Origin of the sequence: Amycolatopsis sp. cg13, from assembly GCF_041346965.1 — a bacterium.
Classification (GTDB): Bacteria; Actinomycetota; Actinomycetes; order Mycobacteriales; family Pseudonocardiaceae; genus Amycolatopsis.
On record NZ_CP166848.1, the window covers coordinates 5761794 to 5778563 of the forward strand.

Annotated in this window: 13 protein-coding genes; 2 read left to right on the forward strand and 11 right to left on the reverse strand. The window is 70.1% G+C overall.

Features of this window, described 5'->3' with window-relative positions; translation table 11 throughout:
* Positions 1 to 38 precede the first annotated feature (38 nt).
* Both AB5I40_RS26785 and AB5I40_RS26790 read right to left on the reverse strand, forming a co-directional pair.
* On the reverse strand, positions 39 to 989 hold the full coding sequence (locus tag AB5I40_RS26785; protein WP_037363542.1) for a D-alanine--D-alanine ligase: 951 nt from the start codon (positions 987 to 989) through the stop codon (positions 39 to 41).
* Positions 990 to 1019: 30 nt separating this feature from the next.
* The gene (locus AB5I40_RS26790; protein WP_370932765.1) at positions 1020 to 2339 is read right to left on the reverse strand and encodes a PLP-dependent aminotransferase family protein; all 1320 of its coding nucleotides are present in this window, start codon (positions 2337 to 2339) and stop codon (positions 1020 to 1022) included.
* 182 nt (positions 2340 to 2521) lie between these two features.
* Here AB5I40_RS26790 and AB5I40_RS26795 point away from each other — a divergent pair, with 182 nt between their 5' ends.
* Complete coding sequence (locus tag AB5I40_RS26795; RefSeq protein ID WP_370932766.1) at positions 2522 to 3166, forward strand: GNAT family N-acetyltransferase; 645 nt, start codon at positions 2522 to 2524, stop codon at positions 3164 to 3166.
* Between the two features lie 843 nt (positions 3167 to 4009).
* On the opposite strand, the gene AB5I40_RS26800 is transcribed toward AB5I40_RS26795, so the two are convergent.
* From AB5I40_RS26800 to AB5I40_RS26840, 9 genes are all read right to left on the reverse strand, one after another.
* Entirely contained in the window at positions 4010 to 5158 is a 1149-nt protein-coding gene (locus AB5I40_RS26800) for an N-acetylmuramoyl-L-alanine amidase (protein ID WP_370932767.1), read from the reverse strand.
* A gap of 269 nt (positions 5159 to 5427) precedes the next feature.
* A complete protein-coding gene (gene trxA / locus AB5I40_RS26805; protein WP_009085330.1) occupies positions 5428 to 5751 on the reverse strand; it encodes a thioredoxin in 324 nt (107 codons plus the stop codon).
* A 28-nt stretch (positions 5752 to 5779) separates the two neighbouring features.
* A complete protein-coding gene (trxB, locus tag AB5I40_RS26810) occupies positions 5780 to 6772 on the reverse strand; it encodes a thioredoxin-disulfide reductase (RefSeq protein ID WP_370932768.1) in 993 nt (330 codons plus the stop codon).
* A gap of 95 nt (positions 6773 to 6867) precedes the next feature.
* Positions 6868 to 7674 (reverse strand): hypothetical protein, encoded by an 807-nt coding sequence (locus AB5I40_RS26815; RefSeq protein WP_370932769.1) that lies wholly within the window; start codon positions 7672 to 7674, stop codon positions 6868 to 6870.
* Positions 7671 to 8336, reverse strand: a complete 666-nt coding sequence (sigM, locus tag AB5I40_RS26820; RefSeq protein WP_370932770.1) for an RNA polymerase sigma factor SigM — start codon at positions 8334 to 8336, stop codon at positions 7671 to 7673. The genes AB5I40_RS26815 and sigM overlap by 4 nt, the downstream gene beginning before the upstream one ends.
* A 31-nt stretch (positions 8337 to 8367) precedes the next feature.
* Positions 8368 to 9966, reverse strand: coding sequence for a hypothetical protein (locus AB5I40_RS26825; protein ID WP_370932771.1), 1599 nt, complete (start codon positions 9964 to 9966; stop codon positions 8368 to 8370).
* 79 nt (positions 9967 to 10045) lie between these two features.
* A complete protein-coding gene (gene murJ, locus AB5I40_RS26830; RefSeq protein ID WP_370932772.1) occupies positions 10046 to 11824 on the reverse strand; it encodes a murein biosynthesis integral membrane protein MurJ in 1779 nt (592 codons plus the stop codon).
* Positions 11825 to 12508: 684 nt separating this feature from the next.
* Positions 12509 to 14671, reverse strand: coding sequence for a DUF6049 family protein (locus tag AB5I40_RS26835; RefSeq protein WP_370932773.1), 2163 nt, complete (start codon positions 14669 to 14671; stop codon positions 12509 to 12511).
* A 14-nt stretch (positions 14672 to 14685) separates the two neighbouring features.
* Positions 14686 to 15192: an NUDIX hydrolase gene (locus AB5I40_RS26840; protein ID WP_370932774.1), complete on the reverse strand. Its 507-nt coding sequence runs from the start codon at positions 15190 to 15192 to the stop codon at positions 14686 to 14688.
* 101 nt (positions 15193 to 15293) lie between these two features.
* Between AB5I40_RS26840 and AB5I40_RS26845 the strand changes: the two genes are divergently transcribed.
* Positions 15294 to 16739: a CCA tRNA nucleotidyltransferase gene (locus AB5I40_RS26845; RefSeq protein ID WP_370932776.1), complete on the forward strand. Its 1446-nt coding sequence runs from the start codon at positions 15294 to 15296 to the stop codon at positions 16737 to 16739.
* Positions 16740 to 16770: the final 31 nt, after the last annotated feature.

Genomic DNA, 16770 nt, shown 5'->3' on the forward strand with positions numbered 1-16770 from the left:
GGGCGGCAGACCGCCGCCCGCCCCCGTCCGCCAGGTTTTCAGTTCGCGCGGGCGACGGCGCGCGCGACGAGGTCCGCGAAAACCGAACCGAGGGTGGTGCCGGCGGCTTCGACGGCCATCGGCACCGTCGAGGTTTCGGTGAGACCCGGCGAGAGGTTCACTTCGAGGAAGTGGACTCCCCCGTCCGGCGTGATCACCGCGTCGGTGCGCGAGATGTCGCGCAGCCCGAGCCACCGGTGCGCGCCGACGGCGAGTTCACCGACCGCCTTCGCGGCTTCGTCGGAAATCCGCGCCGGGGTGAAGAAGTCGGTGAGACCGGCGGTGTAGCGCGCGGTGTAGTCGTAGACGCCGCTCTCCGGCACGATCTCCACCGCGGGCAGGGCCTCAGCCCCGTTCTCCCCTTCGATGACCGTGACGGCCACTTCAACGCCGTCTACGAACCGTTCCGCGAGCACGGTGTCGCCGTAGGCGAAGCAGCCGACCATCGCCGCGGGCAGCTCGGAAGCCTCCCGGACCACCTGCGTGCCGAGCGCGGACCCGCCCTGATCCGGCTTGAGGATCAGCGGAAGACCGAGCCGCTCGACCATCGCGTCGAGCACCGACTGGGCACCCAGTTCGCGGAAAGTGCTGTGCGGCAACACAATCCAGTCCGGCGTGGAGAACCCGGCCTGCTGCACGAACGCCTTCGCGGTCGGCTTGTCCCAAGCCCGGCGGCAGCCCTGCGAGTGGGTGCCGACGAACGGCACGTCGAGCATCTCCAGCACGGTCTGCACCGAGCCGTTCTCGCCCTCGCCGCCGTGCAAGGCGACGACAACCGCGTCCGGACGCTGCGTGCGCAGCCGTTCCAGCAGCCCGGCGTCGGTGTCCCACTCCTCCACCGTGAGGCCCTCGGCCCGCAGCGCGGCGGACAGCCTGCGCCCGGAGCGAAGCGAAACGTCGCGTTCGTGGGAAAGCCCGCCGGCGAGCACGGCAACGGTACGGTCGACCACCGTGGGAACTCCTTAGTGTTGCAGGGCCGGTCAGACCGTGTCCGGAGACGGGGTCTCGGGCCCCGGGATGGTGCGCGCCTTCACGCTACCGAAGGTGCGGCTGAGGTCCATTTCGGACTCGAGCACCGCGGCGAGGCGGCGCACGCCTTCCCGGATGCGCTCCGGCGTCGGGTAGCAGTACGACAGCCGCATCTGGCGGGAGCCGAAACCGTCGGCGTAGAAACCGGTGCCGGACGCATACGCCACCCGAGCGGTGACCGCGCGCGGCAACATCGCTTTGGTGTCAACGCCTTCCGGCACGGTGACCCACACGTAGAAGCCGCCGTCGGGGTTGGTCCAGGAGCAGCCGGGCGGCAGATACTGTTGCAGCGCCGACAACATCGCGTCGCGGCGTTCGCGGTAGTTCTCCCGGAACTTCTTGATCTGGCCCTTCCAATCGTGCGTCGCGAGATAGCGCGAGACGATCATCTGGTTGAAGGTCGGCGGGCACAGCGTCGCGGATTCCGCTGCCAGCACAAGCTTTTCGCGCACCGCGTGCGGCGCGAGCACCCAGCCGACGCGCAGCCCGGAGGCGAACGTCTTGGAGAAGGAACCGAGGTACACGACGTTGTCCGGGTCGAGCGAGCGCAGCGCCGGGTAGGTCTGGCCATCGAAACCGAGCAGGCCGTACGGGTTGTCCTCGATGATCAGGACGCCGTGCTCGCGGCAGATCTCGACGATCTCCGGACGCCGCTGCACGGAAAGGGTAACGCCGGCCGGGTTGTGGAAATTCGGGATCGTGTAAAGGAATTTGACCCGCTGCCCGGCTTTTTCGGCCTGGCGCAAGGCTTCTCGCAACCCCTCGGGCACGAGACCGTGCTCGTCCATCGCGACGTGCACGACATTCGCCTGGTACGCGGAAAACGACCCGAGCGCGCCGACATACGACGGGCCTTCGGCGATCACGACGTCGCCAGGGTCGCAGAAGAGCCGGGTCACCATGTCGAGGCCCATCTGGGAACCGACGGTGACCACGACGTCGTCGGGGTGCGCCTTGATGCCCTCGAGAGCCATGATTTCGCAGATCTGGTCCCGCAGCGCCGGAACTCCGTGCGCGGACCCGTACTGCAGGGCGACGAGCCCCTCCTCGGCGATGATCTCGCCGACCTGAGCCGAGAGCGTGTCGAGCGGCAGCGCGGCGAGGTTCGGCATGCCACCGGCGAGGGAGACGACCTCCGGCCGGCTTGCCACTGCGAAAAGCGCGCGGATCTCGGATGCGGTCATCCCCGCGGTACGTGCCGCGTACCGGTCGAGATGAGGGTCGAGATTGTGGCGGCCGGTCTGCGGCTTGGCTGGGCGGTTCTCGGTCATCGGACACCTGAGGGCTCGGTGGGTACCTGCTGGTAGATCCATCGAGTGTAACCGCGGCCTCTTCCGGCTCCCCGCTCTTCCGGCGCTTGTCACATCGGCCTATCCTCGGGGAGGTTCTTCCGGTGCTGCCTGCGCTCTTGCGGGCGCTGAGGCCGGAGTTGCGGGGTCCAGGGAGGTTTCAGGTGTCACGTCGCGTGGTGGGCGTCACCCTGGACAATCTCGAGCACCTGCCCAAGAACTGCCGGCAGTGCGTGTACTGGGAGCTCGCGCCGCACCTGAAGGCGCAAGCCGAGGAGTACGGCTCCACCGAGGTCGAAAAGGAAGCCTGGGTGTCCAGCGTGCTGCTGGAATGGGGTTCCTGCGGCCGCATCGTCTACAGCGACACGCTGCCGGTCGGGTTCGTGCTGTACGCCCCGCCGAACGCGGTGCCCCGCTCGCTCGCTTTCCCGACGTCGCCGCCCAGCGCTGACGCCGTCCTGCTCACCGCCTTCCAGGTCCTGCCGGAATTCCGCGGCGGCGGCCTCGGCCGGATGCTGGTGCAGGCCGTGGCGAAAGATCTGACCAAACGGGGCGTCCGCGCGATCGAAGCCTTCGGCGACGCCACCCCCGACGACGAGGACCCGCTCGGCCAGCACTCGTGCGTGCTGCCCGCGGCGTTCCTGCAGAGCGTGGGCTTCAAAACGGTGCGCCCGCACCCGAAGTACCCGCGACTGCGCCTGGAACTGCGCTCGGCGATCACCTGGAAGGAAGACGTCGAAGCGGCCCTGGAACGGCTGCTCGGCCAGGTGACGATCACGACCGCGGAACCGAGCCTCGGCCGCGCCTGACCTTCGTCTCGCTTACGCCGTTTCGGGCCCGTTCAGATCAGCCAGAATGACCTTGCTGGCACCCACCATGAACAACCCGCTTGGCTAGCCCGCCGGGTTGCGTAACTCTCGGCCCCGCCCCGGGTTTGCGGTCACTCTCCGTGCTGATCGCCCGATGCCTCCGGCTTCCCGCCGAGCTTCCCCGGGACTTCCACCCCTCGCTCCGAGTGCCGCGATCGCCCCATCCCGAACCCGTCTGAACAGCATCAACCGAGGTCAGCCCACGCCCGATCCCCCGCCGATTCGCTCCGCTCCCGAACGCGGTCCGCCTCGGCTTGACGCGCCCATACCACCTCGGGATCGCCGCGGAAACACCCACTCCCGGTACCTGTGCACAACTGTGGAAGAACCCCCGAGTTATCCACAGATTGCAGATAGAGGCCGTGGAAAAGCTGTGGATGGATAGAATGGATCTGGGGACGCCCCCCGGTGAGGGTGGGGGCTGCCACCAGGTGTGGTGGCGGCTGCGACGGCTGGGCGCAAGTTCTTGTGGCGCCGGTTAAGTGGTGGGGTGGCTCCGGTTGTTAGGTGTCGGGGACGCGGTTGGTGGTGTGCGGAGCGGGGGCCAAGTGGCGGGGTGGGGCTGGGGAGTGCCGGTCCGGGGGCGAGGCGGCTGGTGGTGACTGTGGGTAGTGGTTGGCTGAGGTGAGGTTGGGTCAGCACGGGTAAACGGGAGAGGGCTGAGACGGGCACGAGCCGGTTGGGGCGTGCTGGATGGGGCCCTGGCGGTATTCGGCGGGGAAAGGCCGGTTCAGGGCGACTCAGGGCGCAAGACGGGGCCGAGGTCCAACTACAGAGAGGGCGCTATTCGGCCTTCGCGAGTTCGTGGGCCAGGACGTCGGCGAAGGTGAAGGTGCCGGTCGGCTGGTCGCCCTCGCCGAGGAGGTAGAGGCGCTTCACAGCGATGAGGATGCCTTCGGCCACGACGTCGCGGAAGGCGGGGTCGCCCAGGCGGGCGGCGTCGTCCGGGTTGGTCAGGTAGCCGATTTCCACTCGGACGGCTGGGCAGCGCGTGCGGGTGAAGATTTCCCACGTCTTGTAGTGCGTGCGGCAGTCCAGCAGGCCAGTGCGGGCGGCGACCTCGCGCTGGATGAAGCCGGCCAGCAGTTCGCCGACGGTGGACGTCGTGCCGTTGCCGGTGCCGAAGTGGAAGCTCGCCACGCCCTGGGCGCGCGGCGACGGGTTGCCGTCGCTGTGCAGCGACAGGAACAGGTCCGCGCCGGCGTCGTTGGCGAAACGGGCTCGTTCGAAGTCCGTCGGGCTGTGGTTCGGGCCTCGGCTGATCAGGGCTTCCATGCCGGTGGCCTGCATCCGGCCTTCGAGCCGGCGCGCCAGATCCCAGGCGATGTCCGCTTCGCGCAGGCCGCCGGCGACGACACCAAGATCCTCGCCGCCGTGGCCCGGGTCGATCACGATGCGCTTGCCGCGCAGGCGCGGGCCTGCCTGGCGCACCTGCTCCTGCTCGCGCAGGAAGACCGGGCGGCCGCCACGGGCGCGCGGCGACGACAGGCGGTGCAGTTCGCGGATGGTGGCCGGGCCGCAAATGCCGTCCGACGTCAGGCGCATGTCGCGCTGGAACGTGCGCAGGGCGCGCTCGGTCTGCGGACCGAAGTAGCCGTCCGGGCGCCCCGCGTCGAAGCCCAGCTCGGTGAGCCGCTCCTGAAGAGTGAAAACGTCGTCGCCGTTCACCGGCGACGACAAAAGGTACTGGAGCGGGCGGCTCCCGAGGTGATAGCTGGCGCCCTTGAGCGCCTGGTACGTCGCCTGGCCCACTACGCCGTCGGTGATGAGCCCGCGGCGCTGCTGGAACGCGCGCACGGCCTGCTCCACCGCGACGTCGAACGTGTTGTACCGCTCGGTCCCCGCCACCGGCGGGAGCAGATCCATCCCGGCAAGGATCGACCTGATCTCGGCGACGTCGGGACCGGCGTCACCGCGGCGGAGTACCCGCATGCACTCCTCGCTCTTCCTCAGGCACCGAAACCGGCTCGATGCGAAACAGAAACCCGGGTAGGGGTGTACCCAGGCACCTATTGTGCCCTGTGAACTCTCGGTAAGGACGCAGGCCCGGTCGGTGCGCCCCGGCAGGGGTGCCCGGTGCCTCTGCGGACACGCCGAGTGCACCTGCGCGCACACCCCCGTGCGGGTGGTTCCCGAACGTGCGAGAACCCGGACCGGCGAGTCGATCGCCGCTGGCCCGGGTTCTCAGCAGGTGGACCGGCTCAGAGCACGTCGGCGAGATCGGACAGCAGCGCGGCCTTCGGCTTCGCGCCCACGATCTGTTTCACCGGCTTGCCGCCCTGGAACAGGATCAGCGTCGGAATCGACATCACCTGGTAGTCACGCGCCGTGTTCGGGTTCTCGTCGATGTCGAGCTTCGCGACGGTGATCTTGTCGCCGTTTTCCTTGGCGATCTCCTCGAGCACCGGGGCGACCATCTTGCACGGCCCGCACCAGGTCGCCCAGAAGTCGACGAGAACGGGCTTCTCGCTGGTGAGGACGTCGTCCACGAACGACTTGTCGGTCACCTTCACGGGTTCGGACATCGCTTGCTCCTTCAACTCGGTGGGAAAGTCAGTGCTCGCCGGCGCCGTAACCGCCGCCGACCAGTTCCGGTGCCTCGTGCGCCTCGGACTCGCCGTGCTCCGCGAGCCATCGTTCCGCGTCGATCGCCGCGCTGCAGCCGGAGCCGGCCGCGGTGATCGCCTGCCGGTAAGTGCGGTCCACCAAGTCTCCGGCGGCGAACACGCCGGGCACGTTCGTGTAGGACGTGCGGCCCTGGGTGAGCACGTAGCCGTCCTCGTCCACGTCCACCTGGCCGCGCACCAGCTCGCTGCGCGGGTCGTGGCCGATCGCGACGAAGAACCCGGTCACGTCGAGCGTCTTCTCCTCGCCGGACTGCGTGTCGCGCACCTTCAGGCCGGACACCGTCCCGTCGCCCTCGACCCCGGTGATCTGCGAGTTCAGCTGCCACTTGATCTTCTCGTTCGCGCGAGCGCGCTCGAGCATGATCTTCGACGCCCGGAACTCGTCGCGGCGGTGCACGATCGTCACGGACTTGGCGAACTTCGTCAGGAAGGTCGCCTCCTCCATCGCCGAGTCGCCGCCGCCGGCCACCGCGATGTCGTGGTCGCGGAAGAAGAAACCGTCGCAGGTCGCACAGGCGGACACGCCGCGGCCGAGCAGCTCCTGCTCGCCCGGCACCTTCAGGTACCGCGCGGCCGCGCCCATGGCCAGCACAACAGCGCGAGCGGCGTAGCGCTTGCCGTTCGCGACGACGTACTTCACGTCGCCGGTCAGCTCAAGCGACTCGACGTCCTCCGCACGCAGTTCGGCGCTGAAACGCTCGGCCTGCTTGCGCATCTCCTCCATCAGGTCCGGACCCTGGATCCCGTCGCGGAAGCCCGGGAAGTTCTCGACCTCGGTGGTCGTCATCAGCGCGCCGCCGAACTGCGTGCCCTCGAACACCAGCGGTTCGAGCTGTGCGCGCGCCGCGTAGACCGCTGCGGTGTAACCGGCAGGACCCGACCCGACGACGATCAGGTTCCTGATTTCCTCGGCAGCCACCCGTCAACCCTCCGCTCGTCATGACCTGTGCTCCAGGCTCAACACGATCGTAGGTGGAGGTGTTCCCGGCGGTGACGCCCGCTACGTCCGGGCCGCTACTTCTTGCCGACCACCTTGTCAAACAGCTTGTCCGCGTTGCCCGGCCCGCAGTCCGCGCCGAACGCGACCAGCCGGAACTGCGCGAGCTTGCCGGTGGTGTAAATCGCCACCACGCCCGGCTTGCCCCCGACGGTCACCGGCCGCACGCCTTCCGGCCGCACGTTCGGGTCCATGCCCGCCGCGGTGACGCACGCGTCGAACCGTTGCGAGTCCTGCAGCGGGCCGTAGTTCCGCACGCCGAGACCGCCGCCAAGCAGCGATTCCGCCCCGCTGCCGTCGCTGCCGACGGACGGGCCGCCCACCGCGGACGGTGCGGGCGCGGCGACGCCGGACGTGTCCGACTTGGTCGCACCGGGAACGGTCAGCGTGATGGCCACCGCGGCGGCCGCGGCGGCGGTCAGGATCCCCGCGCCCCAGCCGAGCTGCCGGTTCCGCCGTTTCCGCGCCGCCGACAGGTCCACCACCGGCGCGACCGGCTGCTCAGCTTGTGGTGCGGGCTGTGGTGCGGCCGCCGGAAACGTGGCCTCCTGCCGGGCCGCCGACTCCGCGGCGAGCGCGGCGTCGAGCCTGGCCGCGAACTCCGCGGGCATCGGCGGGGCCGGTTCCGCGGCGAGCGCGGACAGGTCCGCGGTGGTCGCTTCGAGGGCCTCGATGATCGCGCGCGCCTCCGGATCCGCGTTCACCCGCGGCCAGAGCTGTGCTGCTTCCTGGTCGTCGAGGACCCCGGCGTGGAGGTCGGCGAGCAGGTCGACAGACCAGGGCGGCCCGATGGTTCCGCCTGCCCCCCGGCTCTCGTCCGTCATCGTCCCTCCCCGTTCCCCGGCGAGCGCTGGGCTCGCCCGGCACTCCGGGACCCCTCCGAAGTGGCGTGCTTGCGTTTGCTTTCGTTAGTTGGGACGTCGCCACCCCCGTCCGGGTTCCGCAGATGCCCGAGAACCTTCGCGAGTTTTCCCCGCCCGCGCGCGCATCGGCTCTTGACCGTGCCCTCGGCGATGCCGAGCATTTTCGCCGTCTCGGCCACGGAATAGCCCTCGACGTCGACGAGCAGGATCGGCGCGCGCTGGTCTTCGGGCAGCTCGTCGAGCGCCTTGCGGACCAGCAGGCTCGTTTCCTTCTCCGCCATCGAATCGCCGGGCGCGGCGGGTTCGTTGAACTCCCCGGTCTCGGGAAGCGGAACGGTCGGGCGGGCCTGGCGTCGCCGGATCCGGTCGAGGCACGCGTTCACCACGATCCGGTGCAGCCAGGTCGTGACCTGCGACTCCGCGCGGAACTTGCCCGCCGCGCGGAAAGCCGAGATGAACGCCTCCTGCAGCGCGTCCGCCGCCTCTTCCGGATCGCGCAGCGTGCGCAGCGCTACCGCCCACATGCGGTCTCGATGCCGCCGGACCAGTTCACTGAACGCATGCGGATCGCCCGCGGCGTGTGCCGCGATCAGATCCGCATCCGTGGGAGCTGCAGCCGTCACCCGGCAGAGCCTACTGAGTCGTGCTCGCAGCTCACGCCGCAGGCAGGAAGCTCAGTTCTCCGATCTGGCTCACGAAGCCGTTGCCGCCGTTGTCGCCCAGCTGGGTGATCCAGACGATGAAGTACTGGCTTTGCGTCGGCTGCTGCAGGGTGATCGTGGTGTCCGGCCCGTTCAGGTCGCCGCTTCCGACCACCTTGGTGTCGTCGAGCTGCGGGTTCTTGCTGTCCGCCGACCGGATCTCGACCTTCGTGCCCGGGCTGTCCGCGCTGATCTTCACCTGCGCGAGGTTCACCGGGTCGTCGAACTGGACCGCGATCCCGACGCCGGGCTTCAGCGCGGGCAGCTGCTGCTGGTACTGGTCGGTCTTCCAGATCGTGCCCGGGTCGCCGTCGATCGTGTTCTTCGCCCGGCCCGGGTTGTCGCCGGAGCCCTGCGGGTTGTAGAGCGACGCCGACTTCGGGGCCACCGGGTCGCCGATCTTCGGCGCCGCGGGCGGCTGGTTCCCCGGCGGCGGCGCCTGGTTGCCCGGTTTGGCCGGAGCTGAACTCGGCGGTGCCGCGACGTTGATCGCGGGACCGGTCGGCTTGCCATCGCCCTGGAACAGGTTGATCAGCATCAGCCCGCCCCACGCGAGGATCACCACGGTGGCGACCACCAGCACGGTGACGCCGAAGGCCAGCTTCCGCCGCCGCGCGACGTCCTTCACCGGTTTCTTCGTGGTCCAGATCGTGCCGTCGGTCTCGGCCGCGGCCTCGTCCTTGCCGACCGCGTTGATCAGCTGGGTGCGTTCCTCCTGCTCGGCGACCTGGCCGAGCACGCGCAGGATGGCCGAGCTGGTGCGGATCCCGCCGCTGCCGCCGTCCTCGATCGTGCGCACGGCCAGCGAAGACAGCTCCGGCGGCACCGCGGGCACCAGCGACCGCGGCGGCACGACGTGCCCCTGCGGGGTGAGCGGCGCCGCGGGGATCGCGGGCGGTCCGCCCGGCAGCGCCCAGCGTCCAGTGAGCAGCAGATACAGCACCGCGCCGAGCGCCTTGACGTCGTCGCGGAGAGTGGCTTCGGGCAGCGGGCCGGGGAAAGCGAGCTTCAGCGCGCCGCCCGGCGTGAGCCGCAGCCGCTGCGGGTGGTCGAGGCCGAGGACGAGACCGTTCTGGTGGGCGTGGTCGACCGCTTCGGCGAGCGCCTGCACCATGCGCGCGGCCGCGGCGGGGGCCACCGGGCGCTGCGCGACCAGGTCCACCAGGTCGCTGCCCTTGGTCCACTCCGCCACCACGACGCCGAGCAAACCCTCGCTCGAGGTGACCCCGCTGCCGAGGCTGAGCACGTCCAGCACCCGGGCGACGCCGCCGTGCCCGAACTTCGACGCGTGCGCGGCCCGCTCCAGCGTGCGCCGGGCCTGCCGGGCCGCTTCCGGATCCGCCGGATCGCCGACCAGCAAGGTCAGTGCGACGTCTCGTTTGAGCTGCCCGTCTCGCGCCCGCCACAGGTGCGCGGCGGCTCGTTCGTCCACCCCGAACTGGGCAAGCAGGCGATACCGGCCGTCGCCTACGACGCGTCCGGGCGCGAGCGATCCGCCCCGGGCGCGAATGCCCGCGGCGTCCCCCGCCTGCTCGCTTCGTCTCGTGTCCACGCTCTCTCCCGCTTCGCTCCCGGCACCGAGGGTACCCGGATCATCAGCCGTAGAAGCGTCGTGAGTCGTGAATCAATCGTTACCCGCGCTTGATCAATCGGGTGAACCTCGATGTTACGGGCTTCAACTCCTCGACCTTCAGCGCCATGAGCACCCCGAACGAGACCACGATCCCGACGATTCCCTGCAGGATGAGCTTGATCCAGGCGTGCGGAACCGGGCTCAGCGACGAGGGCACGATCAGGCCCACGACCCAGGCGGCCCCCACTCCGAGGACGCTCGCCACAACGGTGAACAGGATCACCCCGATCACCCGCTTGCTGCGCAGGTTGCCGAGCGTCACCCACAGCCACACCTGGCCTAGCATCGCGCCGATCACATAAGTCAGCGCGTTGACCATCATCACGCCGAGCACGACGTTCTCCGCGTTCAGCAGCACCGGGCACAGGAACAGCAGCGGCACCTTGACCACGGTCATCACGATCATGATCAACGTAGGCGTGCGCGCGTCCTTCATCGCGTAGAACACGCGCATCTGCAGCATGACCAGCGCATACGGCAGCAGCGCGAACGCCGTGATCGCCAGCGCCTGGCCCATCCGCTCGGCGTCCTCGAGCCGTCCCTTGCCCATCGCGAACAGCGCGACGCCCATCGACGTGCCGACGATCGTCATCACCGCGGAGATCGGCACGAGGGTGACCGTCGAGATCCGCGAGGCGTAGGACAGGTCGCTGACCAGCTTCTTCGTGTCGCCGTCGGCGGCCGCGCGGCTCAATCGCGGCATGATCGCGGTGAGCAGCGAGACGCCGAGCACTCCGTAGGGCAGTTGGAACAGCAGCCACGCGTAGTTGTAAGCGGTGACGCCGCCCGAGGTGCCCTTGGTGAGCACGCGGGTGGTGATGGTGAGGCCGACCTGGCTGACCGCGACGTAGCCGACGACCCACAGGGCCAGCCCGCCGAACTCCTTCATCCGGCTGTCCAGGCCCCAGCGCCAGCGCGGGCGGAAGCCCGACCGCAGCAGCGGCGGGATCAGCATGAGCGCCTGCGCGGCGATGCCGCCGGTGACGCCGAGACCCAGCGTGAGCACCTTCGGATCGGTGATCGCCGGGTGGTCGGTGTCGATCGAACCCGGCATCAGCCACACCACGAGGATGGTGAAGATGACCACCAGGTTGTTGATCACCGGGGCCCACGCGGTCGGCCCGAACACGTGCTTGGCGTTCAGCATCGCCGAGACCAGCGCGAACACGCCGTAGAAGAAGATCTCCGGCAGCAGCAGGTAGGCGAACGCAGTAGTCAGGCCCGCGCTCGCGTGGCCGGACGAATCGATGTACAGCGATGTGAACGCCGGTGCCGCGATCACTGCGATCACGGTGCCGATGAACAGCACGGTGACGCCGGTGGTCAGCAGCCGCTGCGCGTAGGCCTGCCCGTGGTCCGGGTCGTCTTGCGAACGCACCAGCAGCGGCACCACCACACTGGTGAGCACGCCGCCGAGCAGCAGTTCGAAGATGATGTTCGGCATCGTGTTCGCGACGTTGAACGAGTCGGTCGCGACCCCGGAGCCGATCGCCGCGACCAGCAGCACCTTCCACAGGAAGCCGGTGATGCGGCTGATCAGCGACGCGATCGCCATCCGGCCGGACGCCTTGGCGACCGAAGGACCCTCGTCCTTCTGCTGCTCGGGAGCCTCGGACGGACGCGCGAGCGGCGCGTCCTTGATCCGCGGCATGACCTGGGTGGCCAGCGCGTCGTACGGGCGCAGCACGTCCGGGTCGGCGGTCGGCCAGCGCGAAGGAGCCGCGAGCGGGACGCCCGCGGTGCGCGGGATGAACCGGGTGGCGTCCGGGTCCCGCATCGCTTCTTCTTGCCACGGCCGGACCGGCGCGCCGGGACGCGGGCCGCGGCCGCGATGCACCGGCGGCTGCGGGCCCGGCGCGTTCGCGGGCGGCGTCGGCTGCGGAAGCTGGCCGCGGTTGGGCGGCTGGTTGCCGGGCGGAAGCGGTTGCGGACCCGACGGCGGGAGTTGCTGCGGGCCCGACGGCGGACCGGACGGCCGCGGCGGGGGCGGCGGTGGCGGCCTGCGCACCGGCGGCATGGCGGCCCTGGTCGGGGCCGGGCGCTGGCCGTTCGGAGGCGGCGGGACGCGGCGCGGCGCGCGGTCCCGTGGGTCGCGGGGCTCCCGGGGGTCGCCGCCGCGCGGGTCGATCCGGCGCGGCTGAGCCCGGTCGGAAGGGGCGGGCGGACGGTCGTCGGGCAGCGGCATCCGACGGGTGCCGTTGGGCGGCGGCTGCCTGCGGTCGGCTGGCGGCGGAGGAGGGGGCGGCTGGCGGCGCGCGTCCCGCACCGCGCGGCGAGGAGGCTGGTCGTCCCGCCGCGGCGGCGCGCCGTCCCGCCGGGGACGACCCGCACGCTCGGGTGGTTGACCCGGCTCTTTGTCCAACGCGTGCCCAATCCTCTGCGGTCGCATGGTCCCTGCCATTGTGGCAGCGCCGACCCAGGGTAATCGGGAACGGGCGGGAGCACCCGGCCCCTTCGGATGTCAGGGCGTGCCGCCTCGGCTTTCCTTGATCCGCCGGTAGATCCGCCGGGACGCCAGCAGCAACAGTGCGCAACCAGCGGCGACGGTGACGATGATGGTGATCGGGCCGTATTCGGTCGAGGTCAGCTCGAACCGGGCGGTCGCGCCGAGATCCGTGCCCGATGGGGTGGTCAACGACACATCGACCGACAGGTGCCCGGCCCGCAGCGCCTCGATCTGCACGTATCGGGTCTGCCCGCCCTTCGCCGGGAAAAGCAGGTCCTTGGCCTTCTCGGGCCGGATGCCCATGGTGTTCTTGAGCGCGATCTGCGCGGTGACGCCGACCGGCAGGTCGTTGTGCACGTACACCGGCAGCGGCGAGGACCCGGACGCGAGCGCAATCGTTTGCTTCGGCTGTTCGACGGTCACCTGATCGCGGATCGCGGCGAGTTCGGCGGTCGCGTTCGCCGAGGCGGACGAGGACGCCCCCGACGGCCCGAACGCGGTCGAACTGCCGCGGACCAGCGCGTCGCGCACCGGTCCGACGATCGCCTTCGGCTCGACCCGGTTCCTGGGGTCCACCTGCATCGCGGACAACAGGCCCGCACCGTCCTGGTCGAGGCCGGACAGCTGGTCGGCGACCGCCGCGCCGCCGTCCGAACGGGTGCCGGAGACCAGCGAAGCGCTGCCTTCGGGGGTGCTGCTCAGCAGGTCGGTGAGCGTCGACCCGGCCGTTACGCCCGCGGTGGTGAGCTTGCCGAGCCCGGACAGGAAGGTGTTGAGCTCCTCGGTGGTGGCGTCCCAGCGCCGCGGCGGCGCGATGAGCATCGGTCCGCCGGTCGAGCCGTCGGTACGGCCGAGCCCGGCTTCGAACGCGATCGCGGCGAGCCCGTTCTGCGTGGAGACCGCGCGCTGAGACGCTCCGCTGAAGGTGGTCGGCGTCTGCGGGCTCGGCGCGAATCCGGTGAGACCGGCGGTGGCCATCGAGTTGGTCGGCTGCGCGCGCAGGCCGGCGGAAAGCGTCGCCGCGCCCGTGACGGTTTCGTCGTCACCGCCAGCCTGCAGCTTCGCGCTGTCGGTGAGGACGGTCTGGAAGCCGCCCGCCGAAATCGCCGCCAGCGCCTTGTCGTCCGGTGTTCCGCCTGGCCACAGCACGCCGGTTTGCGATTCGACGCCGAGCACCTGGCGGATCGTCGCGGTGCCGTTCAGCGCCGTGGTCATGAGGCCGGCGTCGGGATTGCCGTCAGCGCCGCGGATCTTGCCCAGAGTGGTGAGGTCGGCGTCGGCGAACGGCAGCGGGATCACGCAGCGGCCGGTGACCAGTGCGCGCAGCGACGCCAGCCAGTTCGACGCGGCGTCCGCGCCCTTGCCTGTCACTCCGCCGCTGACCCGGTAGCCGCCGCGCATCGCGTCCACGGTGCGCAGCAGGTCGGGATCGAGGGCGAAGCAGAGCGAACCGCCGATCTTCTGGTTGTTCTCCTGCGCCGCCCGCGCTGCCGAGACCAGGGAATACAGCCGTCCGCCCGGGCTCAGCTCGTCGGCGAGCGAATCGTCGGTGAGCGTCATCGGCACGCCGAACGGCGCGGATTGGATGTGCGGAGTGCTGTCGGTGATCGGCCACAGCACGGCCAGCTTCGAATGCCGCTGCGTCGCCTGGTTGTTCGCGTGGCCCGGAGTCGACAGCACCGGCATGAGCAAGCTCACCGCGGCGAGCCGGGCCGGGCCGCCGTACTCCGGCGTGCCGTTCACGTTCACCAGCAGCGGATACACGCCCGGCCGCAGCGCCGCACCGCGCGGCCCGGTGAGCGGCACCGTGATGTCCAGCCGGGCGCTCTGCCCCGGCTCCAGGTCCTCGGCGAGCAGCGCGAAATCGGTCAGCGGGGTGTCCTGGACCGGGTTCCCGGCGAGCACCGAATCCATCGCGCGCGGGCTGGCCAGCCGTTCGCCGATCTGCAGCCGGGCCATCGGCTTGACGATCCGCCGGGACCCGGTGTTGGTCACCGTCCCGGTCACCGTGATCGCCTGGTCCGAGCTGGTGATCAGGCGCGGGGCCAGTTGGCCGAGGTCGAGCCGCAGCCGGGCGGGTTCCGGCGACGGATTCTCCTGCGCGCCCGCCGGCGCACCGAACAACGCGGTGGCGGCGACGATCAGCAAGGACAGCAAGAAGGCGGCGGGCCGCTTCACTCGGGTGCTCCCTCTCAGCCGCGCTCGTCGGGCGCGAAAAGTTCTGCTGCCCCGCGAACCAGCTTGCGCTCGTCCGCGTAGGCGAGGGTGGTCTCCAGCTCGGCCAGCGGGACCCAGGCGACCTCGGTCACCTCGACGTCCTCGTCCGACAGGTCGCCGCCGGTGGCCTCGAGCAGGAAATGGTGCACGGTCTTGTGCACCCGCCGCTGCTGCGCGACGAACCAGTAGTCGATGGTGCCCAGCGGGTGCAGCACGCGCGCGGAGATGCCGGTTTCCTCCTTCACCTCGCGCACCGCGGTCTGCTCCACCGTCTCCCCGTCCTCGATGTGGCCCTTCGGCAACGACCACAGCAGTCTGCCGTGTCGGTCGAGCCGCCCGATCAGCACCGCGCGTTCCCGCTCCGGGTCGACGACCAGTCCGCCCGCCGAGGTCTCGTCGACCGTGGTCAGCCGCCTGCCGCGGTGGCGCCGTCGCCGCCGGCGCGGCGTCGGCGGTCCGGCGCGACCGGCAGATCCAGACATGCTGCGATGCTAGAGCAAACGGCCGCCCGGGTACTCTGGCTCTCCGTGTCCGTGTCCGGCGGCGTCCGCGGTAGCGGCGCCATTTTCGTGGTGGGATTCGAGTGAACAACCTGGTCGCCCAGCAGAACGCGGTGACGGAATTGATGCGAGTGTCCCCGCTTGCCGACGAGCTGGCCGAGCGCTTCGCGCGCGCTGGCCACAGCTTGTACCTGGTCGGCGGCAGCGTGCGAGACGCGCTGCTCGGCAGGCTGTCGAACGATCTCGACTTCACCACGGACGCGCGCCCGGACCGGGTGCTGCAGATCGTGAGCGAATGGGGCGACGCGGTCTGGGACGTCGGCATCGCGTTCGGCACCGTCGGCGTCACCAAAAACGGCACGACGCTCGAGATCACCACGTTCCGCGCGGACAGCTACGACCGCGTCGGCCGCAACCCCGAGGTCACCTTCGGCGACACCATCGAGGGCGATCTGCTGCGCCGCGACTTCACGGTCAACGCGATGGCGATCGACCTGGTCGGGAAGACGTTCATCGACCCGCACGACGGGATGGACGCGCTGCGGCTGAAGGTGCTCGACACCCCGGCGCTGCCGCAGGAGTCGTTCGCCGACGACCCGCTGCGGATGATGCGCGCCGCCCGGTTCTCCGCGCAGCTCGGCTTCGTCGCCGCGCCGCGCGTGGTCGAGGCGATGACGTCGATGTCCGAGGAGATCGACCGGATCACCGCCGAGCGGGTGCAGGCCGAGCTGTCGAAGCTGATGCTCGCCCCGGATCCGCGGCCGGGCCTGGAGCTGCTGGTCGACACCGGGCTGGCCGACCGGGTGCTGCCCGAACTGCCCGGCATGCGGCTGGCGATCGACGAGCACCACCAGCACAAGGACGTCTACCAGCATTCGCTCACCGTGCTCGCGCAGGCGATCGCGCTGGAGAAATCGCACGAGCCGACCAGTGAGCCGGACCTGGTGCTGCGGCTGGCCGCGCTGCTGCACGACATCGGCAAGCCGGCCACCCGCGAGTTCACTCCCGGCGGCGGCGTGAGCTTCCATCACCACGAGGTGGTCGGTGCGCGGATGGCCCGCAAACGTTTGCGGGCGCTGAAGTACTCGAAGGAAATCATCGAGCAGGTTTCCCAGCTCGTGTTCCTCCACCTGCGGTTTCACGGGTACGGCGGCGGCGAGTGGACCGATTCGGCGGTCCGTCGCTACGTCACCGACGCCGGCGACCTGCTGACCCGGCTGCACAAGCTCGTCCGCGCCGATTCGACCACGCGCAACAAGCGCAAGGCGGCCGCGCTGCAGGCGACGTATGACGACCTCGAGGCCCGCATCGAGCGGATCAAGGAGCAGGAGGACCTCGACCGCGTCCGGCCGGACCTCGACGGCAACGAGATCATGCGGCTGCTCGGCCTCCCGCCCGGTCCGCAGGTCGGGCAGGCCTGGAAGTTCCTCAAGGAGCTGCGGCTGGACCGCGGTCCGCTGGAGCACGACGAGGCGGTCGCCGAGCTCAAGAAGTGGGCGAAGGCGGAGGGGCTCGGTTCGGGCGAATAGTCCCAAGAAGTGAATTCGGGATCGCAGGTTC